This is a genomic window from Cytobacillus sp. OWB-43, from assembly GCF_034651445.1.
GTDB classification, from domain to species: Bacteria; Bacillota; Bacilli; order Bacillales; family Cytobacillaceae; genus Cytobacillus; species Cytobacillus kochii.
The window spans coordinates 27,221-49,384 of sequence record NZ_JAYEFF010000008.1 but is presented as its reverse complement, the minus strand read 5'-3'; the positions used below and the strand labels follow the sequence as shown (position 1 = coordinate 49,384).

Below are 22,164 nucleotides of genomic sequence, written 5' to 3'. Positions count from 1 at the left end.
ATCTCGTCCTTTCCTTTTTATTACTTATTTATCATTTAAAGCGACAACACCTGGAAGGGCTTTTCCTTCCATAAATTCTAATGATGCACCGCCACCTGTTGAAATATGACTCATACGATCAGCAAAATGGAATTTCTCGACTGCTGCTGCAGAATCACCACCACCGATAACAGAGTATGTGTCATTTGCTTCCGCTAATGCTTCTGCTACTGCTTTTGTTCCACCAGCAAACTGATCCATTTCAAATACACCCATCGGTCCATTCCAAATGACTAGCTTACTATCTGCAATTACTTCACTATATAAATTAGCCGTTTCAGGACCAATATCTAATGCCATCCAATCTCCTGGAATCTCGTTAATAGCCACTATTTTACTATCTGCGTCTTCAGCAAAACGATCGGCAACGACAGCATCAATTGGCATTAGAAATTTCACGCCTTTTTCTTCCGCTTTTTTCATAAACGTTTTCGCTAATTCTAATTTATCTTCTTCTAATAGAGAATTGCCAATATCATGGCCTTGTGCTTTTACAAACGTAAAGGCTAGACCGCCACCGATAATTAAATTATCTACTTTATCTAATAGATTATCAATTACATCGATTTTATCTTTTACCTTTGCACCACCAATGATAGCTGTAAATGGTCTGTCAGGGTTTGACAATGCCTTGCCTAACACTTCTAATTCTTTTTCCATTAGCAAACCAGAAACCGCTGGGATATGGTGGGCAATTCCTTCTGTCGATGCATGTGCACGATGTGCTGCACCAAAAGCATCATTTACATAAACATCTGCTAATTGGGCAAAAGCTTTAGCAAGTTCAGGATCATTCTTCTCTTCACCTGGGTAAAAGCGAACATTCTCTAGTAATAGAACATCGCCCTCTTCTAAACCATCTACTGCCTGTTCTACTTTTTCTCCGTACGCCTCATCTGCATAGGCAACATTTTTTCCTAGCAAGGCAGATAATCTTTCTGCAACAGGAGTTAACCTTAACTCTTCTACTACTTGTCCTTTTGGACGCCCTAAATGAGAAGCTAAAATCACTTTCGCTCCTTGGTCAATTAGATAGTTAATTGTCGGAATTGCTGCGCGGATACGTGTTTCATCCGTGATTTGTCCCTCTTTCATTGGCACATTAAAGTCTACACGACAAAATACGCGTTTTCCTTTTAGTTCTACATCTTTTACGCTCTTTTTGTTCATAGTAAAAGGCCCTCCTAAACATAATAATAGACTATTTTCTAGTTAGCTGCTTGTACTACAAGAAAGGCGAATGTTCATTCATTTATATGTATAAAAATCACCGTTTTCTTTCTTACTCGCGCAAGAAAAGCGCGAAAACGTATAGAAAAAGTCAAAATAAAAGGGAGAGGTATGGTCCCTTTCTCCCTTCACCATTTATCATTATAGACGTTCATTCATCTAATATCCATAAAGATGTGAGTTTGTAAGCAAAATTTTATTTTTAATGTTTACCAAACCTACATTTATAATCCTTTTTCAGCCATATATTCCATTAAATCAATCACTCTGTGAGAATAACCACTTTCATTGTCATACCATGATATGACTTTGACCATATTGCCTTCCATAACCATTGTAGATAATCCATCAACGGTTGATGATGCAGGATTTCCATTGTAATCACCTGAAACTAATGGTTCCTCACTAAAGCTAAGAATATCCTTTAACTCTCCATTTGCGGCAGATTTCAATGCTTCATTCACTTCATCGACTGTGACATCTTTATCAAGCTCGGCAACTAAATCAACTAGAGAAACATTCGGTGTTGGAACACGAATGGCACCACCATTTAATTTCCCTTTTAATTCTGGTAGAACAAGAGAAACGGCTTTTGCTGCTCCAGTTGTTGTTGGAATAATATTTTCTGCAGCTGCTCTTGCTCGACGATAATCTTTATGAGGCAAATCAAGAATTTGCTGGTCATTTGTATAGGAGTGGACAGTTGTCATCATTCCTCGTTTAATTGTAAATGAATCATGTAAAACTTTCGCCAACGGTGCTAAGCAATTCGTCGTACAAGAAGCATTTGATACGATATGATGGTTGTCAGGATCATATGACTCATGATTCACACCCATTACAATCGTTAAATCTTCATCGGTTGCCGGAGCAGATATAACCACTTTCTTCGCACCTGCTTCTAAGTGCTTCGCTGCATCTGCTCGTTTTGTAAAGCGGCCTGTAGATTCAACAACTAACTCAACACCTAAATCACCCCAACCAATATCAGCTGGATTTCTTTCTGCTAACACTTTAACCTTTTTGCCACCTACGATTAAGTTATCGCCGTCTACCTTTACCTCGTGCGGAAATGCTCCATGAATGGAGTCGTATTTTAATAAATGAGCTAGCATATTCGCATCTGTTAAGTCATTTATCGCAACGATTTCTACATTTTCCTTTTCAAAGCTCGCACGAAATACGTTTCTGCCAATTCTTCCAAATCCGTTTATTCCCACTTTAATTGTCATATTATGAAACCTCCGTTAATTAATTGTTTTTAGTAATTCCTCTGCCACAATCTCATCTGTGACAAGTATTGTTTGTTTCGGTGCTTGTTTCATGTAGGCAGCAATCGCTTTAGCCTTTGTTGATCCACCTGCAACGGCAATCACATATTCTGCATGTTGCAAATCTTCTAGTTGTAGTCCTACTGTTTGCAAACGATGGACCACTTTACCCTCTTCATTAAAGTAATACCCGAATGCTTCAGCAATCGCACCTGATTCTGTTAATTCCTTTATATTTCCCTTATGGGTACCACGTCTTTCTGCCATCTCAAGTGCATTGCCAATACCGTGAATAACGATATTCGCCTTTTTTATCACTTTCAGCACTTGCTTTATTTCTGGTTCCTTGATGATGGATTGATACATTTCTTCACCGACGACATCTGGGACATACAATGTTTGGTATGTGCCGCCCGATTCTTCTGCCATTCGCGCCGCTAATGTATTGGCTTGGAATCTCATATCTGTGCCGACGCCTCCACGGGCTGGAACAAATAAGACATCCACCATATGTTGCTGTTTCCTTAGCGCTTCAGCTACAGTTGAAATTGTGGATCCACCCGTCACTGCAATGGTCATCCCTCCATTAGCTATCGCCTGAACAAGGCGGGCTACTTCTTTTCCTAACTCTGACTTTACTGTTTCATCCTTATCAGTATCCCCATAAGTAAGTAGCACCTTTTCTATTTGAAGCATATTTGTCAAGTTTATTTCTTTATCATTTAATCCCGACCATTCTTTAATTACCTCGTGGAGATCTACAAGGAGATGCTTTCCAGCCTCCGATAGTTTCGTTCCTTGTGCATCTACAATAATTAAGCCTTGTTCTCTTAAAAAATCGAGTTCTCCGCGTAATACTCTTTCGGTCATCCCTACTTTTGTCGCTAAACTCCTTCTTCCTACAGGCTCCATTAAAGAGGTTTGTTGCAAAATTTCATATCGTCTTTTCATTATTTCCATCAAGTCTGGAATTACTTTTTGAGTAACATTCATCCACTTATTCAATTTTTTACTCCTTTATATGGACATTATATGTCCACGCAAGACATTTTGTGTCCCACGAGAATAAAAATATATAATGAAGTCAAAACTTCATTTTTTTCTTCTTTATTCTTATACCCTTTTTACAATAATTTAATCATCAATCTTTAAAAATAACCCTACAACTTTATATTAGCAGGGTTATTTTTATTTTTCAATCATTTATCACTTTCCCAACTTAACTTCTCAGAAAGAGTGACATAATCTACTTGTCCATATTGAAGGATCTCACCGTCTACCTCAATAACTGGAATCATTAAACCAAAGCGTTCTGTTAGATCATCACTTGTTTCAATATCAATGGCTTCATATTGAAATAGACTTTCTTCTTGGACCATCTCAATGACAAGCTCAGCTTGCTCACATAAAGGGCATCTTTTTCTTGTATACAGTTTAACAATCTGCAATAATCATCCACCCCACTCTTTTATTCGTATCTTTTTCTTTTTGAAGAAGATGGAATTTTTAATTGATCACGATATTTTGCAACTGTTCTTCTTGATATCACAATACCTTTTTCCTCTTCTAATCGCTTGACTATCACTTGATCTGAAAGAGGTTTTTTCTTATCTTCACTTTTGACCATGTCACTTATTGCGTTTTTCGCCTGCTCAGATGATGCATTCTCAAACGACGTCGTCTTAATCGTACTAGAAAAAAAGGATCGCAATTCAATCGTTCCAAATGGCGTTTGCGCATATTTTTCACGGACCGCACGACTGACAGTTGATTCATGTATCTCTAATTCATCGGCTATCTCTTTCATTGTCATCGGTTGCAAATAATTTGGGCCCTTCCAGAAGTATTCAGGCTGTTTTTCAACAATTTTTAATGCTACTTTTAATAATGTTTCTTTTCTTTGTTCTATACTTCTAGCAATCCAATGAAAGTCCGTTTTTTTCTCTTGCAAAAAACGATTCACTTCTTGATCTCCATCTGCTTGAAACTTACGAAAATAGCTCTCATTAAAGCGAATCTTTGGTAGCACATCATCATATATACTTACAGAAAAAGTCCCATCTTCCCACTGAATAACGACTTCTGGTGTAATATATGGTGCTAACTCATTTTGGAAGGATGCAGCTGGTCTTGGATTTAGTGTTTGCACAAGATCAAAAACTTCTTGGATTTCTTTTAGTTCTACTTTCAGGTTTTTCGCTATTTCTTTCCATTTCTTATCAGCAAAAAGAAGAAAATAATCACTAATGACTTTCTCAGCGATTTCATTATAAGGGTGAAGTCTCTCTAATTGTAACCATAGACACTCCTGTAAGTCTCTCGCCGCTACTCCTGCAGGTTCTAAACTTTGAATCTCTATCAACGCTTCATTCATATCCTCTTCACTTACGTTGAATTTTTCCGCAACAGTTTGTATGTCTGTCTGTAAGTAACCGTTTTCATCTAAACATCCAATGAGATAGGAAATGAGTTTATATTCCATATGATTTAATTCTGCGATCGCTAACTGCGAATGTAAGTATTCTTGTAATGTTGTATGGTTTTTTGAACCGATTTGTTCAATCCAGTCCTGTTTATTGTCATCTACTTTTTGTTTTGATGGTTTCATTCGGTCAAATCTCGAATCGGCTGCTTGTGCAGGACTCGCTTCAATTTGCATAAGGGGATTCTCTAACGCCTTACTTTCCAAAAAGGCAGACAATTCTTGTGTATTATATTGTAACAGCGCAATCGCTTGTGTAAGCTCTTGTGTCATGGTCAATTTTAATGTTTGCTGTTGCCACAACCCTGCTTTCAAGTTCATTCTAAAAACCCCCCTTATTCTCATTCTACAATAATCACCTGAAATAGTGTATAGAAATAAATTGGTAGCTCACTACATAACTATTCAGATTGTAGAGTAAATATTATCAAAAAAGAAAAAGGAAGATTTGTGGAAACTAAACAATTATTAGATTTTTCAGTTATTTTTCCCTTTAGTTACAAAAAGGACGTTTGTCGACCATACTCTATGAATATGTGATAGAATCTATCATATTGGGCAAATTTTACGAAAGTAAAAGACGCAAAGCCACGGGCCTAAAGCATATATTGTCATGGCAGCCGGGTTGCAGATGTGTGAGGTGATTATTTCCGCTTGAATCACCCTTACCTCTTATGGACTTTCTAAAGGTCTCCTATATAAAAACCTTTCTAATTTTGCCTAAATTTCCCACAAAAAAGAAAGGTGTGTCTTATGATCTATCCAACCGTTCAAAGCGATGAAACCCATTTAACCCACATTGTAAAAGACAAACACTCTTGTATATGCGGTTTCCGCTATAATGTTTTTGCTACATTTACGAGGAAAGATTTGAAGAAAATCCAATTTAGATCGAATGAAAAAATTACTTGTCCCGTATGCAAAGCAACAGTAAATGAGGATTAATTGTATACATACCAAATTTAAAAGCCAACCATATAATCATGCGAAGGGTTGGCTTTTATGATGAAGTTGAAAATTTAATGATGACAAATCGAATGAGCCAACCAATTATGACACCAGGAATGACAGCTATCATTGGTAACCATACAGGCCCAAAAAACACGCCAAATATTGATACCTCTGTTGAATACATAAGACCAACCGTTACAAAATAAGCACAAAATACAAATGGTAAGAATGAATATTTACTCCCTTCACCCCCAGCATCCTTATAAGCATCCCAAATAGCGAAGAAGTATAAACACGGATAGAACATTAACCATCCATAATTAGCTGCTTCAGCAGCTTGATGAACTTTCCCTTGAAAGCTTAACATAATAATTTCGTTAAAATTACCCATGACATTAAATAAAATTTCTAAAACTAAAAATACAGTACCTTTAAACAATTTACCATTTAAATATTGACCAAAACCGGGAAAAGCAATCGACCAAAACAATTTCTCAATCGGGTTATTTTTTCTCACAGAACATCCCTATTTCCTTTTCTTTTTAGAAATATTTCTATGGTCTACTGATTGAGGGGCTTGTTCAAGCCAACCGTATTTAATTAATAAACTTGCCGATTGATTGCCTAAGTCTAATGTTTCGGTCATTATCTTTGCATACATTACCGTTAAATCCCGTCTTGTAGTCGTACCTAATGCTGTCCCATAATAGCCGGATAACGTAGCAATAAATATTACTACTTGGTATAGCATTAGCTTTTCTGAAAAAGGTGGTGTGGTAGAATTAAGCACTTCTGAGTCCCAAGTCGGTGAAACAGAAATGCTATCCTTAATTAAAGTATTAGCAAATTCTTGGACATTTTCATCGAACAAATCAAGACCTTTCCGCAAAAATTTCTTGATATCATTGGAAGTAACAGTTTGACAAAGACCTAAAAACAGGGCCTTTCCTAAAGCATTTCTTTGCATATCGTTGTACACATTCATAATCTCAACGACTGATAATGCTCGCTGTTCACTTATAAAGCCGTTTAAATAACTATTTTTTTCAGCGATTTCAATTTTTTCTGGGATTGGAATAGACGGTGAGGGGTGAAAAACACCCTTTTCTTGCTGCAATTTAATTGCCCTTCTATATAATTGTGAACCTTTTTCCAATGCTTTTGTGAAAACTTGATCCACATCTTCATGAATTGCAATAGCTAATGCAGTTCCATAACCAATAATGCCATAACGAGTCATATCATGCATATACGCAAGAATAAACACATCTGAGTAAAGCTTTGGAGCAGTTATATTGACATCTTCTTCTTCACTAAAGGCTTTCGGCAATGGATGGTTGTTCTTATTATAGATCGTCGTAATATCAAAAATAATTTCATCACACATCTCGATAGCCGTCTCAATAAATTCCTTAATCTCTCCTTTATCAGCTTTTTCATAAAAATATTGCAGGACGCATTTATACATTTTATTATTCATATAGGCATTCCATAGCTGTGCTAACTCAGATGCCGTTAACCTTTGATCTTTCTCCGCCATATTAACCCTCCCATTGAAAGATTATCTATAGCGTGTCCTTAACCTTAAGGAAACATTCCCAGTTTTTTTACATCCATATACAATTAAACTAATGTCGGTGAAGCAATTAAACTTTTTGCCAATTTAAACGCGCTTTCAACGTCACCAATCTTCCTATAATAAGCAAATAAACGTTGTTCGTATTTTTCTATCATAAGCGTATCACCCGACTGACGATAATAAGGTAATAATTTATTTTCTATTATGGCGTATGCTTCCTCTTCTCTGCCCTCAATTAAGAAGGAGTAAAACTCAAATGTAAAAAGCCCACTCCATTGGTAAGTCTTTGCTAATTCAATCCCTTTTCTTACTTCTTGTAACAATTCCTTTTTATGTACTAACCCACTAATAAAACCATTATGAATATAATTTTCTAAAAACATGGCGTATAATGGAGAGTTTTCGCAGGCAATTTCTAATGCTTTCAAATAGTAATAGTGTGCTTCAGTGTATTTTTTCCTTTTATGAAGGTCATAAGCGAAGTTGTTATATACCTTTGCTTTTCTCTCTACTTCGCCACACTCTTCACATAAACGAAAAAGAGCCTCATACCTATCTTTCGTCTCTTTAAAATCATGAGCACCTTTCGCATTTAACTGCACAAGTAATAATGTTTCCGAATCTATCATGCGATTAACATTCATCGTTGAATGAAAATAATCAGCAGCTTTTTTACCATAATAATAGGCTTGTACGTTCTGATTAGCAGCATAATAAGCGAGTGCTAGATGGTAATAATATTCATTTTGATGATAGCTATCATGGTCAATAGAACTTAATTCTCGAATACAGTCTTTATTTCTCCCCGTTAAAAAATAATATATCCCTAATTGATGCTTTAATGAATTCTCTTCAAAAGAGGTTAGCTCTATCACTTCCTTTTGAAGTTGGTTGATAAAGTAATAAGCTTCTGTCACTTTCATCTTATATAAGAAGTACCTCGCCATTGTTAGAAAGTAACTCGCTTGAAAATCTGGTACTTTTCTTAACGAGTTTGCTGTTAACTCTTTCTTTAATTGCTCAATTCTCTCATCATCTTGAATAATAATTTGCTTTTGGAGGTCAGTCATCTTTCGCTTAAATTGCTGAAATCGTTCAATTTCATCTTCCATGTTAATTTCCAACCGTTCACAAAGCATATAAATAATTTCACTGGAGTATTGAGTAGACTCTCTTTCAATTTTACTTAAATGGGTGATAGAGCAAATGCCTTGTACAATCTCCTTCTGTGTAAGCTTCTTTGCTTCTCGATAGTATTTGATGATTTTTCCTTCCATCCTTGAACCTCCCAATAAGTGAAAAGTTAATCATGTCTCTTTTTGGCTATTATAGCAGAGAAAAATGATGGAGAAAGGCAAGGAAATCCTATTTAACCGTCTTACACATGACGGAAAAGTAATAGACAAACTAGGAGGACCATGTTTTATACGGTAGAGTAAACCATGAAACTTTTTTCGAAAAAAATAACCTAATAAGGGGCAAAACAGAAACGATTAAGCGGCCTTAGCCCTAAAGAATATAGAGCTAAAGCCGCTTAGACTGTTTTTATTATTTCCACTGACTATTTAACAGGGGGCAGTTCAATTAGTTCGTATCGATAGGATTCGTATCTATCTGTCGTAAGCTATAACTATTCAATTGGTGTTAAACCAATTAATCGAAGGAAATATTCAAGGTCTTTGTTACCGATTTTTTCTTTTGGTTGTTTCGATTCAGCATCAGGACCTTTCGTTAAGAAATTCTTTTCTGTTATTCTTATGTCTAATTCATCGACAATTCCGTCTTGATTAATATCTTCTTTCCTCTTCGAGGTATCTTCATCTTCATATGCATCAACAATTTTTCGAATGTCTTTTATATCAATGACCTTATCGCCATTCACATCACCGGCTAATCCTAGTTTTGGACGGATGGTTTGATGTTGACCAAAGAGTTCGCCATCGATTTTCTTACCAGGCACAAAAGTTGTGGCGCTCTTTAGGTGGCCTGGTGCTTCAATAACTAACGTATAATCCTGACTGCTCGCTGGAATTCCTTTTACAGTGAATTGTCCATGATCATCCAGCGTACCTTTATAATTCTTACCTGAACGTGTTTGAGCATACACTTTAATACCTAAATCGTTTGCTTCTCCAACGCGGTTAAAATATCCTTCCTCACTATTAAAAGCTTCTAAGTTCACTGAGCCTGCAACAGTCGTATGTTTAGAAATCACATCAAATGAATCGACACTATAATAAGGAATATCAACTTGTTGCTCGTCTTTTGGTGTATACTTTCCATTTACTACTTCAAAGCTACTTGTTTTACCATAATAAGCATCATCTTTCAACTTAAATGTCACATCAATTAATGGCATATCCCCATCTAGCCCATCAAAAGCTTTTCCAGATAGAGCACTACTTAATGTAACCGTACTATTCCAAATATCACTTTTTTCTACTACCGGTTTAGCTAAATCCACTTTAATGCCCTTTTGTTTTGTGTATTGCTCTATCTCTTTCGTCAAATTTGCCTTTTTGAAATCATATAAGTCATGTTGGAAACTCACTTGCCATTCCCCTGACATCATATCTTGAACATTGTTTAGCGAAAGAGTCATTGTAATATTGTCTTTTTTCTTTATCGCTTCCTTATCATAACTAGCGGAAACATATGGAGTTCCTTCCTTCACAAAAATATAGTTCTCCATCTTAACAGCTGTCGCTAAATCGGAAGTGGCTAACCGTAAATATAACTCTTGATTTTCAATATCACTTTTTTCAATGCCAAATTTCACATTTCCTTCTGCATCAATCGGGAATGTCCTTGCAAAATAAGCGTATTTAGAAGTGTCAAAATACATCGTATTAGATGATTGATCATACGGTAAACCTTTTTCATTTAATAGTCCGATTGTTTCATCTTCTACTTTACCATGAACATAAAATGCCTCTTCCCCATCCTCGACTGTAAACATCGAGTCATTCAGTTCATACACACCGGGCTCGTGATCCCACTCAATCTCAGGTGCGGTATTGTCAATGATTGCTGGTGCGTCAACTGTATACGTTTTTCCACTATCATCCTTCGCTAAAATGACTATTTCATAGTCTCCCTCTGGTAATTTTACGTATTCTTCAGCAATTGGCTGATTAGGGTCCTTCGTAAATGGCAACATTGCTCCTGTAAACATATACAGCAAGAAATATTCTCGATCTGGCATCATATTCTCAGCATTTAACGAACCAATATATCCGAGTGCCTCACCTGACTGACTATCTTTCACGATCACGTCGATGCTTTCCATTGGACTTTTCAAAGTAAATAATCCGTTAATAATTGGATAGTAGTTTTGCCAAAACCCAACATCATTCGCTAGTGTTGGTCGGTCCGTTTCAAAAGAATCAATTCCTTTATCTGTAACAAAGATGGAAAAAGGAATTTGATATTTCTCTTGGGCATCCGCTTGATTATTTATACGAATATAGCCTTCATATGCACCCGGCTTCGCATTCGCTGGTACATTGATGGTGGCGTTTAGCGTTTTTTCTTTCCCTTTACCGACTGTAACAGACTTCTTCGTTTTTAAAGTGACCTTATTTTCTTTTGCATTTTCAACCCCATCAATCGATTGATTAAACTCTACTGTAAGGTCATAAGATTTTTTCTTACCGCTATTTTTGATTACTATATCTTTAGAGTGGTTAATCGCTTCACCATCATCACGTAAATAATCCCTACCAAATGCTATAGAAGCTGTCTCTTCATCTATAACAACGGTACCTTCTCCCTCCATCATTTCCGTTTCATCAAGTACTTTAATTGTCGTTTCAGCATGTACAGATGCATAGGCATTGATTCTTCCTGCTCCAACTTCATTCACTGAATAATCGCCATTCAGGTCGACTGAGTTATTCATCAATACTTCCTTCACTTCGAAAGGGTCATAAGCTTCATTTTCTTGAAGAATCAATGCTGCTACACCTGCTACATGAGGTGTTGCCATCGACGTTCCTTGCATTCTAGCATAGGCATTGTCATATGCGACTCCTTCTTCAGGACTATTGATATACTCTGGAATCGTCGAAAATATCGCTACCCCTGGCGCCACAACGTCTGGTTTAATATCATAGTTTCCATTCACCGGACCTCTTGAACTAAAGTCAGCTAAATGATCTCCCTCTGTTGTCGTTTCATCAAGATTTGTTAAAGTGATTTTATTGACTCCACTCGCTTTCAATTTCTCTCCATCTTCTTTTGACAGGCGGAAAGATGGGAGATATTCACTTCCTTCTCCCAAGTAGGATGGGATTTGCCCTTCTTCATTGTTATAGATAATAACAGCTATTGCTCCTGCATCTTTCGCATGTTTAATTTTCTCATCAAAGGTCAAAGTGCCTCTTTCAATTAATGCGATTTTCCCTTTCACATCTAACCCTTGGTAATCCGTCTCTTGGCCAATCCCAGCTTCAACAATCGGTAACTCTTTACCTTCTAATAATGCCAACTTATCAGAAAAATTCTTCGCTAGTAACATTAAGGATAGTTTTTGGCCTTTAACGGTTACATCTAAAGTCGGGATACTCATATCGGAGTCACTTGCCCCTACAGTAATACCTAAAGCAGCTGTACCAGGTGAACCGAGTGTTTTTTCATCTGGACCTGCATTTCCTGCAGCCACTACCGCAACAACCCCAGAAAGCATCGCTTGGTTTATCGCAATAGAGGTCGGGTCTAGTGGGTCATTGACAGAAGTTCCGAGTGATAAATTCATTACATCCATTTCATCTGCAACTGCTTTATCAATACCAGCCATAACATCTTCGTTACTTCCAGATCCGTATGGACCTAGCACTCTATAATTATATAAGTCAACTTCTGGTGCTACCCCAGTTACAGCATAATCTACAGTGTTATCAGGGTTTGCTGCTATCGTTCCTGATACGTGAGTGCCATGAGATGTATAATAAGTCGCTCCACCGTATTCTTCAGGATACCCTTCATCATTTCCAACCCAATCTTCATAGGTTGTTTCCATTGGGTCAGCATCATTATCAACAAAATCCCAGCCTTTAACTGAAGATGGCTCTACCTCAGCAGGATTCTCGCCATCGGTATAGCGATATCCTTTATAAGCATCCATTAAATCAGGATGGTTATAATCAATTCCTGTATCGATTACACCGACTTTAATGCCTTCTCCCTTAATCTTTTCATCATGCAATTGATCAACCCCAATTTGAGGTACACTATCAGCCATTTTCGGACTAACCTTCTCATCTTCACTAGGTAAATCTAATTTGATTTCTTTGTTACTCCATATTCTTTTTACTTCATCAGAGGCAAGTAATGATTGAACAGCCGTACCAGGTAAAGTCATTGATACCCCATTAAAAGCGTGTTTGTATTCATGAATGATCTCAAGCTTATTGGCATCAAACTTATCAATAGATTTTTTCTTTTTCATTGAGGATATAAATGTTGAAAAGGATTTATGAGAAGCCTCAACTTGCTGTTCTGCATTATTAACCGCTTTTTGCTTACCTAATAAAAGTTGCTGTTTAACAGCCACTTTTGCTGGAAGTGTTTTAAATTCAACAATAACAGAAACTAATTCTGCACTATCCTGCTTAATATCTGGAGAAATTGTAAATGTTGGTGACGCATTTAATTCATTCAAAGTCGCTCTTTCTTCTTTGGATAAACCACTGAGCATAGATTCAATCTGTTTCATATTGAACTTATCATTCTCAGCTGCCATTGAATGACTAGGTACACTGAACGAAAATATCATACCAGCAGCCATCGTCAACGTAAGTAACGGCTTTAGCTTTTTAAACTTCATAACTCCACCCCTATTTTTTGAAAATTTATTATTTTTATAATTTAATGATAGGTTGTGAAGTTATTACTTGTAAATTGGGGTAATATTTTTAGGTACTTCGGTACAAAAAAGCGAAGAATTTGTCGAAAAAAGAAAACAAACGGACCATTTTCGGTTATTTTTTTGCGGCTCCTTGCGTTTTTTAGTGAGATGTTTGACGGAATTACCCCAACACAAAAAAACACATCTAACTTGAGATATGCTAGTTGTAGTTTTTATGAAGATGTATACATGAGAATTGCTAAAGACAGCTGAAAAGGAACAGTTTCAGCTTTACTATAACTTTCCGGCGCTAAATGGCTGTATGATTGTTTTTTGTTTTCTAGTACTTATCTTATTAAGATTATTTTGTGCTTTATATTGAGTTATATCTTTCAATCGCTTCTAGAATCAATTTATTTCCTTTTTCCACTTCCTCCTTTGAAAGAGCATTGTCTTTTTTTGCTTCAATTAAATTGAATTTCATACTTTCAATTGCGACTAATGATGTCATTTTTTTGTATTGGTTTTTGGAGTATCCGAGGTTTAAGTAATCAATTAACTCTGGAACACCATCTAGTGTAGGAATATATTCAAACAAATTTTCTTCATATCTATCAGGAAGTTGAATACTTAATAATTTTTCTCTCATACAATCACCTCTTTTTAAATTTTTTATTATAAAATTTAGAAACCTATTTTTATTGTTTGCAGAACAAATTATTCGAGAATTTTTCTCATCTCAACTCATTTAAGGGTTCCGGCGATTCCCGACTTTTTATGCATAGACTAAGGTGTTATCGGTAAGAGTATAATTATCTACTTATTGGAGGTATAGTTGAATGTTTACCCATATTTTCTTGTGGACTATGTTGATTCTACCTTGGTTCTTTCTCCTTTTTTTAGATACTAAAAGGGTAAAGTCCTTCATTCCCGGTGGATTAGTAAGTGCCCTGCTTTTAACAATAGTATTTCAACTATATCAAAGATATCATCTAGTTGAAGTTGTGCAAACCATTTTCCCATTAACTAATACAACTCCTTTTGTCTACGGCTTATACATAGTCTTACCTACTATATTTCTATACTTTACATTTGGTAACTTTTGGATTTATATAACAATTAATACAATTAGCGATGCAGTCTTTTCTTTTGGTATCATGAACCTTTATGAATATTTCGGGATTTATAAAATGGATGATTCTATCCATATCATCATTTTTATCACTTGTATTATTTGTGCTTCACTCATTTACTTATTTCAAAAGTGGCAGTATATTGATCCATACAAATGAGAAGTTAATCAAGGTTTATAGAGCCCATCGGCTCTTCTTTTAATTATTCATTTGAAGAAGTTAACGATTTCCATTATTGTAGACTTTTTCCCTAGAGCCTTTAGTCTCCTTTTCAGTGTTTCTAATAGATATTGCTTTCTTTGTCTCCATTTCATTTATATAATACTTTTAATAAATGGAGAAGTTGAGGTGTAGAATAGATGAAATATCTTCAAGAAAAAATGCATTTATTAGGAGAAAGACACTCAAATGTATACATTATTAAAACTCCAGAAGAAAAATATATTGTCTCTATTCCTGATCTCCATTGGTCAGCACAAATAGGCTGTTTAGAGGAATTCCAACAAAAAGTGGAATACCTCAATGATTCACTCTCATTTCACCTTTATGAAGGCAATTCATACGAGCTAGCCTATAGACTGTCCAAGCTTACTGAATTAAACATATTTCGTTAACCTTCGTATAAAAATTTATCAATTAAATACACTAAGTAGAAAATTGTCTGTAGGTGATTATTTTCTTCTATTCAAATGAAATATTCGGCATGCTCATTTTCGGGGGATTACTAGCCCCAACTTCATTATTCCTTTTTAAAAAAATTCATTATGGCATAGTTATAGCAGCCATGTACATAAATATCTTTGTTGTAATGTTTCTCTTCAGCGTTCTTATAGATTTATAAATGAATTTTTTAACCTTTTTGATGAAACATCATTATTTAATCCAGCATTAAAATGATTGAACATAAAATATAATGGTTACATTGGTTTGCCAACCAATGATCTCTTCAAAGAGTGCATCCCTCACGCTCGCTGTTCTTTTCTTTACTCATCCTTTCTGCATGATAAAATCGCATAATAAGAGTAGTTTCATCGGAATTTCATTTAAAGAAGAGTCAATGCATGACTCTTCTTTTTTGTTCACATTTTGTGTTTTTTTGGTTAGTTTTTTAAAAAATGTGGGCTAAAGCCTTAATTTCACAAAGAAAGATTTCTCCCCAGATGCGCTTTTTAAATGGATAAATGGATAAAACGATTTTTTTAACACAAAATAGATTTATTATTAGAATTTACAACTCAAAAACGGAGGAATACATTAATGTATTTTTACAAAGAAGATTTAATTAATATGATTGTTCCTGATAAACCAGATCCACATGCAGCCAAGGTGCTTCAAGAAGCGCTAGGTGGACAATTTGGAGAAATACGTACAATGATGCAATATTCATTTCAAAGTGCCAACTTCAGAGGAAAAGCAAAAAAATATCGAGACCTATTAAGAGGGGTATTTATAGAAGAGCTTAGTCATATAGAATTAGTACAATCGACAATAAATCAACTTTTAAATGGTGCTGGTGGTTCTAGCCCAGGTAACCAAGCATTTGATAATGCTCCGTTAGATGATGTTATTCAAGATGGCGCAAATCCCCATCATTTCATTATAGGTGCTAAAGCATCCTTACCAGTTGATGCAGGAGGTAACCCTTGGAATGGTTCCTGGGTTTATGACCACGGTAACTTAGTAGCAAATTTAATCAATAATGTTTCTTTAGAATCAACTGGTGTACTTCAAAAATCAAGAATTTATGAGATGAGCAGTAATAAAACTCTAAGAGAAACAGTAGCTTTTCTTATGGTTAGAGATAATGCGCATCAAAATGCTTTTGCAAAGGCATTAGAAACATTAGGAGTTGATTGGGGAAAAGTCTTCCCTGTTCCTAACTACGACTTGAATAAATATCCTGAATGTAAGAAATATGTTGATATGGGCTTTCACAACGCTCAATTTAATTTCCGTTTAGATGATACACTTATTGGGGAAGTATTCACTGGAACAACACCTAGTAGAAATGGTGGGGACCTTTCAGTGACTGAACCACCTAAAGGGTTTCCCGTGCCAACAATGCCGGATATGCCAAATGAACATGCACCAGGTTTATATGATTTAGATAATTAGGGCCTTTTAGGCTCTATTTATTTGTTTTCGATAATTTCGTTCAAAACTTCTATTAACTAACCTGTATAAATTAGTTAACACCCACATAATCTAAAGGAAAATAGAGGTGAAGTGAATGCTTGCTAATTTCCTTAGAATATTTAATGCAATTGTATTATGGGCAATCGTTATTATTTTTCTACCTAAAAATTCGTTTAAAAGATTTTTACCAGTGACATTATTTTGCTCACTTCTTTTACTCATTGTCGAAATGTTAAGTCCAATATTTAATTGGTGGAAAGTAAAAGGTGGTTATAAATTTATGTTATTTGATGCATTAGCATTTATTTTAGGACCATTATTCACGATAAATTTATGGGTGTTTCACTTTACTTATGGCAAATTCCCCTTATATGCTACTACTAATTTAATTATGGATGTTATTTTTGCCTATCTCTTAACTCCTCTTTTCGAAAAGATTGGGCACTTTAAACTCAAAAAATTCACACGAACTGGAATACTTATCCTTTACTATTTCCTTGCTCTTTTGAATTATGGCTTCCAAAAATACATTGAGGTAGAACCAATGGAAAATTAAGGATTTAGCATAAGGCTATTGCACACTTTTTCATCGTAGCTTAAATAATTAGTTATTACATGATTGTATTTTATTTAGATAAACATGCCATGGGGCTCTTTCCCTTTTGACCATCTTTTTTCTGGTAGTTAGCTTATGTATAACTTCATTCTTTAACTTTGTGAATTGCTCCTGAGATTGGTGACTTCTAGAAAACATATTGTAATAACTCTTAAACTTCCCTTTCCTTCAATTATCTTTTTTTCACCTCAAATATTAAAACAACCTTCTTTTAAGCATTAGCGATAATCTATAGTATGAATATTAAGAATAATTAAAGGATAATCGATTTATGAACTTCCGATTAGGGTAAATAAAATAGGAAATTTTTAACTTCGTCGGACAAAAGTCGAACTAAAATTAAAAATCTCCCATCATTTCTTATATTTTAAACATGTAGCGCCCTCGGAGGGAATCGAACCCCCATTTTAAGAACCGGAATCTTACGTGCTATCCGTTGCACCACGAGGGCATTTTTTATTATGTAGGAACACGTTTTTCTTGGTGTTACGAATATTAATTATATGGGAAAAACCCTTTATATGCAAGCATTCGTTGTTTAAAAGCAAAAATATGTGGGTATCATGGATACGAGGAAATCAACTTAGAAAAAAATGTCGAATAATTCTCTTGAAATAATCAAGCGATTCGTTTGACCTTAATTGACCAACCATGTATGATGAAACTACATACATTTACCAATGGCGAGGTATAAAATACCTTTCCAAAACTTTTTTGACCTTTAAAGGAGGAATTGGAAATGAACTTAATCCCTACAGTAATCGAACAAACAAACCGAGGGGAACGCGCTTATGACATTTACTCTCGCCTATTAAAAGATCGCATTATCATGTTAGGCAGTGCGATTGACGATAATGTGGCAAACTCAATCGTGGCTCAGCTATTATTCTTAGAAGCAGATAATCCTGAAAAGGACATCACGCTTTATATTAATAGCCCAGGTGGAAGTATCACTGCTGGTATGGCTATCTATGATACGATGCAATACATCAAACCAAATGTTTCAACAATCTGTACTGGTATGGCTGCATCAATGGGTGCATTCTTACTAGCAGCTGGTGAAAAAGGGAAACGTTTTGCGCTTCCAAACAGTGAAGTCATGATTCACCAACCACTAGGTGGCGCTCAAGGGCAAGCAACTGAAATCGAGATTGCTGCTAAACGCATCCTATTCTTACGTGAAAAATTGAACCAAATTCTAGCTGAACGCACTGGTCAACCTTTAGATGTTATTTCTAAAGACACAGATCGTGATAACTTCATGACTGCAGAAAGAGCACTAGAATATGGTCTTATCGACAAAATCATTACAAACAATACACCAGAAGAGAAAAAATAAGCATCACAAATAACAAAAGCCATCAGCATTTCATTTGCTGATGGCTTTTTGTTTGCTATGAATTAATAGTTGTTAGATTGACTGGGAGGTGAACGAAAAACGGTGAGATAAAAAAAGTAGAAATAGGGTGATTTGTAGAGTGGCAATTTCGCATTAGTTTTGAGTGGCAATCGTAACCGATATATGAGGAAAAATTGATCTGTTCGGTCTTCTTTTGTGATTTTCTATCTAGTTAGCTGCACAATTCCTCTTTGCTCCGGCTTCTTTGTGTTTTTCCATCTCAACCAAACCACTTGCCCCTATCATATCGATGCAAGTTGGTTGAGGACAATGAAACGCACCCCCATTGGTAGAAGCATCTAGCAATGGGGGTGCGCAGGTTATTCGTGTATTATACAGATTATGAAACAATGTCCTCTTGTAGGAGTGCAGTCAGTTTATTTAAGGCTTCGGTTTCATCGCTGCCTTCAGCGAGGAGGGTTACGGTGGAACCAGCACTTAGAGATAGGCTCATTAATCCCATGATACTTTTGGCATTTACTTTTTTTCCGCCTTTTTCGATAAAGAGATCTGCTGTGAAGCGATTGGCTTCCTGCACTAACTTTGCAGCAGGGCGCGCCTGTAAGCCTGATTTAATTTTGACTTCCACTTGTCTTTCTACCATGTCCTAACCTCCAAAAAACTTTAAGATTCCTTCCATTGCCCTGTTTTAATTTTTTCTGCAATTTCATCAATTTTTCTTAGGCGATGATTGATACCCGATTTGCTTATCGTGCCACCAGAGACCATTTCTCCAAGTTCCTTTAAAGTCACATCTTGATACGTAACACGCAATTCAGCAATTTCGCGTAATTTCTCTGGTAACACCTTTAGTCCAACAGTACTCTCAATATATCTTATGTTTTCAACTTGTCTTAAGGCAGCACCAATTGTTTTATTTAAATTGGCTGTTTCACAATTGACCAAGCGATTAACTGAATTTCGCATATCTCTAACAATGCGGATATCTTCAAATCGCAAAAGCGCGCTATGAGCCCCAATAATATTAAGGAATTCTGTAATTTTTTCCGCCTCTTTTAAGTAGGTAATAAAACCTTTCTTTCTTTCCAATGTTTTACTATTCAACCCAAAAGTATTCATTAATTTCGACAAGGCGTCATTATGCTCCTTATACATTGAAGCAATTTCTAAATGATAGGAAGAGGTTTCAGGGTTATTGACAGATCCCCCTGCTAAAAAAGCCCCTCTTAGATATGCACGTTTGCAGCATTTCTTTTTAATTAAATCCATTGAGATATCATGGATAAATTGAAAGCCAGCACTAATAATATGCAGATCATCAAGAATCTTTTGTGCTTGCTCCATTAGTCTAACAATATACACGTTATTTTTCTTAAGTCTCATTTTCTTTCGAACAAGCAGCTCAACTTGCACATCATAATTCCTTTTGATCAGCGTATAGATTCTTCTGGCAATCGCTGCATTCTCCGTTTGAATATCTACAATTAACATTTTATTTGAAAAAGAGAGAGATCCGTTCATACGAATCAAAGCGGATAATTCTGCCTTACCGCAACAATCCTTTGTCTCCAAGTTCGTTAATTCTTTTTTTGTTTCCGAAGCAAAAGACATACCTTCTCCCCCCTAACCAGACAAATACTAGTTTTTCATTATATCATTTACAATTAATTGATAAATCTTTTTAGCGACTTCATTCGTGTTATGACGAATTGCCCCTTTTTCAAGGCTAACAATCTCACCCTGTAGCACTTCCAAGCCTTGTTCGACTAATCGATCACGGTCATAATAGACAGGCTTCGCTCGTTCCTCTTCATAACGCTCTTGAATATCTTCTGGAATTTCTTCATGATTGACAAGAATTAAATCTAAACATGGCTCAGCCATATGATCAAATATTGCCTGTACGTGGTCACTCGCACGATAGTCCAAAGTTTCCCCTGCCTGCGTCATTAAATTACAGATATACAGTTTTTTTGCATGAGAACGGCACACTTCCTTACCTACAGACGGTACAAGTAGATTAGGAAGTATGCTTGTGTACAGGCTACCAGGACCAATGATAATGAGATCAGCCTCTCGAATAGCTTCAATCGTTTCCGAAAGCGGACTTACCTTCTCAGGAGTCAAAAATACTTTCTTAATCTTCTTGCCAGAGTAAGGGATTTTGGATTCTCCTGATACAATACTGCCATCTTCCATTTCTGCATGTAATACAACACTCTTTTCAGCTGCAGGTAAGACTCTCCCATTAACATTTAATACTTTACTCATCTCTTGAATCGCATGAACAAAGTCACCAGTAATAGAAGTCATCGCTGCTAGAATCAGATTACCTAAAGAATGACCCGATAATTCATTGGACGTTTTAAAACGATGCTGGAACATTTCTTCTACAAGGGGTTCCACATCTGATAACGCTGCCAAAACATTACGAATATCTCCTGGAGGTGGGATATTTAATTCTTCTCTCAACCTACCAGAGCTACCACCATCATCAGCAACTGTGACAATGGCTGTTAAATCAAGGGGATATTTTTTTAATCCTCTTAATAAAACTGGCAACCCTGTTCCACCGCCAATGATGACGACCCTCGGCTTTCTATTCATGTTGTTTGCCTTCTCCTCTCAATGTCACGGTGAGTGATGCGAGTGTTGTAGTCTTCCTTAAAATGGTTAGCGATATACTCGGTTAGTGCTACTGATCGATGCTGTCCACCCGTACATCCAATCGCGATAACAAGTTGTGATTTTCCTTCACGCTTATAATGCGGGAGCATAAATGCTAGTAAATCCGTGACCTTTTCTAAAAATTTATTTGTTTCGTTCCATTTCAAAACATAGTTAGACACTTCTTCATCCAAGCCTGTCTTCGGACGCATATGCTCAATATAATGCGGATTTGGCAAGAAGCGAACATCAAATACAAGATCGGCATCAATTGGTAATCCATGTTTAAAACCAAATGACATCACATTTACAGTGAAAATGGATTGTTTATTAACAGAAAACTCGTGGAGTATCTTTTCTCTTAATTCACGCGGCTTCATATTAGATGTCTTATAGATAATCTGCGCTCTACCCTTTAGATCATCTAATAATTCTCTTTCCAACTTGATGCCTTCCATTGGCAAACCTGATGGCGCTAATGGATGAGAGCGACGCGTTTCTTTATATCTACTTACAAGGGTTGCATCATCCGCATCAAGAAAAAGAATTTCTGGTGTGACCCATGACGTATCTGCTAAATCATCTAACGCCTTGAAAAGATGCTCAAAAAACTCACGGCCACGTAAATCCATCACAAGCGCAACCTTATTCATCTTATTCCCTGAATCCTTCATCAGTTCAAGAAATTTCGGTAATAAGGTCGGTGGTAAATTATCTACACAAAAAAAGCCTAAATCTTCGAAGCTTTGAATCGCCACTGTTTTACCTGCGCCAGACATCCCTGTAATAATGACCATTTGTGTTTCTTTTGCTGCTACCGAACTCATTTCTCGCTTCCCCCTGTATTCATTT

The 22,164-nt window shown here is 36.1% G+C and carries 19 protein-coding genes, 1 tRNA gene and 1 riboswitch; of the genes, 5 read left to right on the top strand and 15 right to left on the bottom strand.

The genetic code is table 11. The features are described 5' to 3' along the window. Positions 1-24: 24 nt before the first annotated feature. From U9M49_RS20395 to U9M49_RS20350, 10 genes are all read right to left on the bottom strand, one after another. Positions 25-1,209, bottom strand: coding sequence for a phosphoglycerate kinase (locus U9M49_RS20395; RefSeq protein WP_307317798.1), 1,185 nt, complete (start codon positions 1,207-1,209; stop codon positions 25-27). 284 nt (positions 1,210-1,493) lie between these two features. Beyond that, positions 1,494-2,501, bottom strand: coding sequence for a type I glyceraldehyde-3-phosphate dehydrogenase (gene gap, locus U9M49_RS20390; protein WP_224937085.1), 1,008 nt, complete (start codon positions 2,499-2,501; stop codon positions 1,494-1,496). Between the two features lie 15 nt (positions 2,502-2,516). Then, positions 2,517-3,545, bottom strand: coding sequence for a sugar-binding transcriptional regulator (locus tag U9M49_RS20385; protein WP_322910453.1), 1,029 nt, complete (start codon positions 3,543-3,545; stop codon positions 2,517-2,519). A gap of 194 nt (positions 3,546-3,739) precedes the next feature. Beyond that, entirely contained in the window at positions 3,740-3,988 is a 249-nt protein-coding gene (locus U9M49_RS20380) for a glutaredoxin family protein (RefSeq protein WP_322910452.1), read from the bottom strand. A gap of 20 nt (positions 3,989-4,008) precedes the next feature. After that, a complete protein-coding gene (gene rpoN, locus U9M49_RS20375) occupies positions 4,009-5,343 on the bottom strand; it encodes an RNA polymerase factor sigma-54 (protein ID WP_307317805.1) in 1,335 nt (444 codons plus the stop codon). A gap of 226 nt (positions 5,344-5,569) precedes the next feature. Further along, a riboswitch (cyclic di-GMP riboswitch) is annotated at positions 5,570-5,655 on the top strand. Positions 5,656-6,022: 367 nt separating this feature from the next. Next, positions 6,023-6,490, bottom strand: a complete 468-nt coding sequence (locus U9M49_RS20370; protein WP_095371903.1) for a hypothetical protein — start codon at positions 6,488-6,490, stop codon at positions 6,023-6,025. 9 nt (positions 6,491-6,499) lie between these two features. After that, entirely contained in the window at positions 6,500-7,513 is a 1,014-nt protein-coding gene (locus U9M49_RS20365; protein ID WP_322910451.1) for a DUF3231 family protein, read from the bottom strand. An 83-nt stretch (positions 7,514-7,596) separates the two neighbouring features. After that, positions 7,597-8,829 (bottom strand): helix-turn-helix transcriptional regulator, encoded by a 1,233-nt coding sequence (locus U9M49_RS20360; protein WP_322910450.1) that lies wholly within the window; start codon positions 8,827-8,829, stop codon positions 7,597-7,599. 353 nt (positions 8,830-9,182) lie between these two features. After that, a complete protein-coding gene (locus tag U9M49_RS20355; RefSeq protein WP_322910449.1) occupies positions 9,183-13,379 on the bottom strand; it encodes a S8 family serine peptidase in 4,197 nt (1,398 codons plus the stop codon). A gap of 394 nt (positions 13,380-13,773) precedes the next feature. After that, positions 13,774-14,049, bottom strand: coding sequence for a hypothetical protein (locus U9M49_RS20350; protein ID WP_307317813.1), 276 nt, complete (start codon positions 14,047-14,049; stop codon positions 13,774-13,776). Between the two features lie 190 nt (positions 14,050-14,239). On the opposite strand from U9M49_RS20350, the gene U9M49_RS20345 reads away from it, so the two are divergent. From U9M49_RS20345 to U9M49_RS20330, 4 genes are all read left to right on the top strand, one after another. Then, positions 14,240-14,692 (top strand): hypothetical protein, encoded by a 453-nt coding sequence (locus U9M49_RS20345; RefSeq protein WP_095371898.1) that lies wholly within the window; start codon positions 14,240-14,242, stop codon positions 14,690-14,692. A gap of 200 nt (positions 14,693-14,892) precedes the next feature. Next, positions 14,893-15,147 (top strand): YueH family protein, encoded by a 255-nt coding sequence (locus tag U9M49_RS20340; protein ID WP_095371897.1) that lies wholly within the window; start codon positions 14,893-14,895, stop codon positions 15,145-15,147. 643 nt (positions 15,148-15,790) lie between these two features. Then, positions 15,791-16,648, top strand: coding sequence for a manganese catalase family protein (locus U9M49_RS20335; RefSeq protein ID WP_307317816.1), 858 nt, complete (start codon positions 15,791-15,793; stop codon positions 16,646-16,648). A 115-nt stretch (positions 16,649-16,763) separates the two neighbouring features. Beyond that, the gene (locus U9M49_RS20330) at positions 16,764-17,225 is read left to right on the top strand and encodes a hypothetical protein (RefSeq protein WP_322910448.1); all 462 of its coding nucleotides are present in this window, start codon (positions 16,764-16,766) and stop codon (positions 17,223-17,225) included. Between the two features lie 439 nt (positions 17,226-17,664). On the opposite strand, the gene U9M49_RS20325 is transcribed toward U9M49_RS20330, so the two are convergent. Then, a tRNA-Arg gene (locus U9M49_RS20325) sits at positions 17,665-17,736 on the bottom strand. 288 nt (positions 17,737-18,024) lie between these two features. Here U9M49_RS20325 and clpP point away from each other — a divergent pair. After that, a complete protein-coding gene (clpP, locus tag U9M49_RS20320; protein ID WP_095371895.1) occupies positions 18,025-18,624 on the top strand; it encodes an ATP-dependent Clp endopeptidase proteolytic subunit ClpP in 600 nt (199 codons plus the stop codon). A 400-nt stretch (positions 18,625-19,024) separates the two neighbouring features. Here clpP and U9M49_RS20315 read toward each other — a convergent pair whose 3' ends face one another. Genes U9M49_RS20315 through rapZ form a run of 4 tightly spaced genes read right to left on the bottom strand, consistent with a single transcriptional unit; the run spans position 19,025 to position 22,139 of the window. After that, the gene (locus U9M49_RS20315; RefSeq protein ID WP_095371893.1) at positions 19,025-19,288 is read right to left on the bottom strand and encodes an HPr family phosphocarrier protein; all 264 of its coding nucleotides are present in this window, start codon (positions 19,286-19,288) and stop codon (positions 19,025-19,027) included. A 20-nt stretch (positions 19,289-19,308) separates the two neighbouring features. After that, entirely contained in the window at positions 19,309-20,256 is a 948-nt protein-coding gene (gene whiA, locus U9M49_RS20310) for a DNA-binding protein WhiA (protein WP_095371892.1), read from the bottom strand. A 27-nt stretch (positions 20,257-20,283) separates the two neighbouring features. Further along, complete coding sequence (locus U9M49_RS20305) at positions 20,284-21,252, bottom strand: gluconeogenesis factor YvcK family protein (RefSeq protein WP_095371891.1); 969 nt, start codon at positions 21,250-21,252, stop codon at positions 20,284-20,286. Then, positions 21,249-22,139 (bottom strand): RNase adapter RapZ, encoded by an 891-nt coding sequence (rapZ, locus tag U9M49_RS20300; protein ID WP_095371890.1) that lies wholly within the window; start codon positions 22,137-22,139, stop codon positions 21,249-21,251. The genes U9M49_RS20305 and rapZ overlap by 4 nt, the downstream gene beginning before the upstream one ends. Between the last annotated feature and the right edge of the window lie 25 nt (positions 22,140-22,164).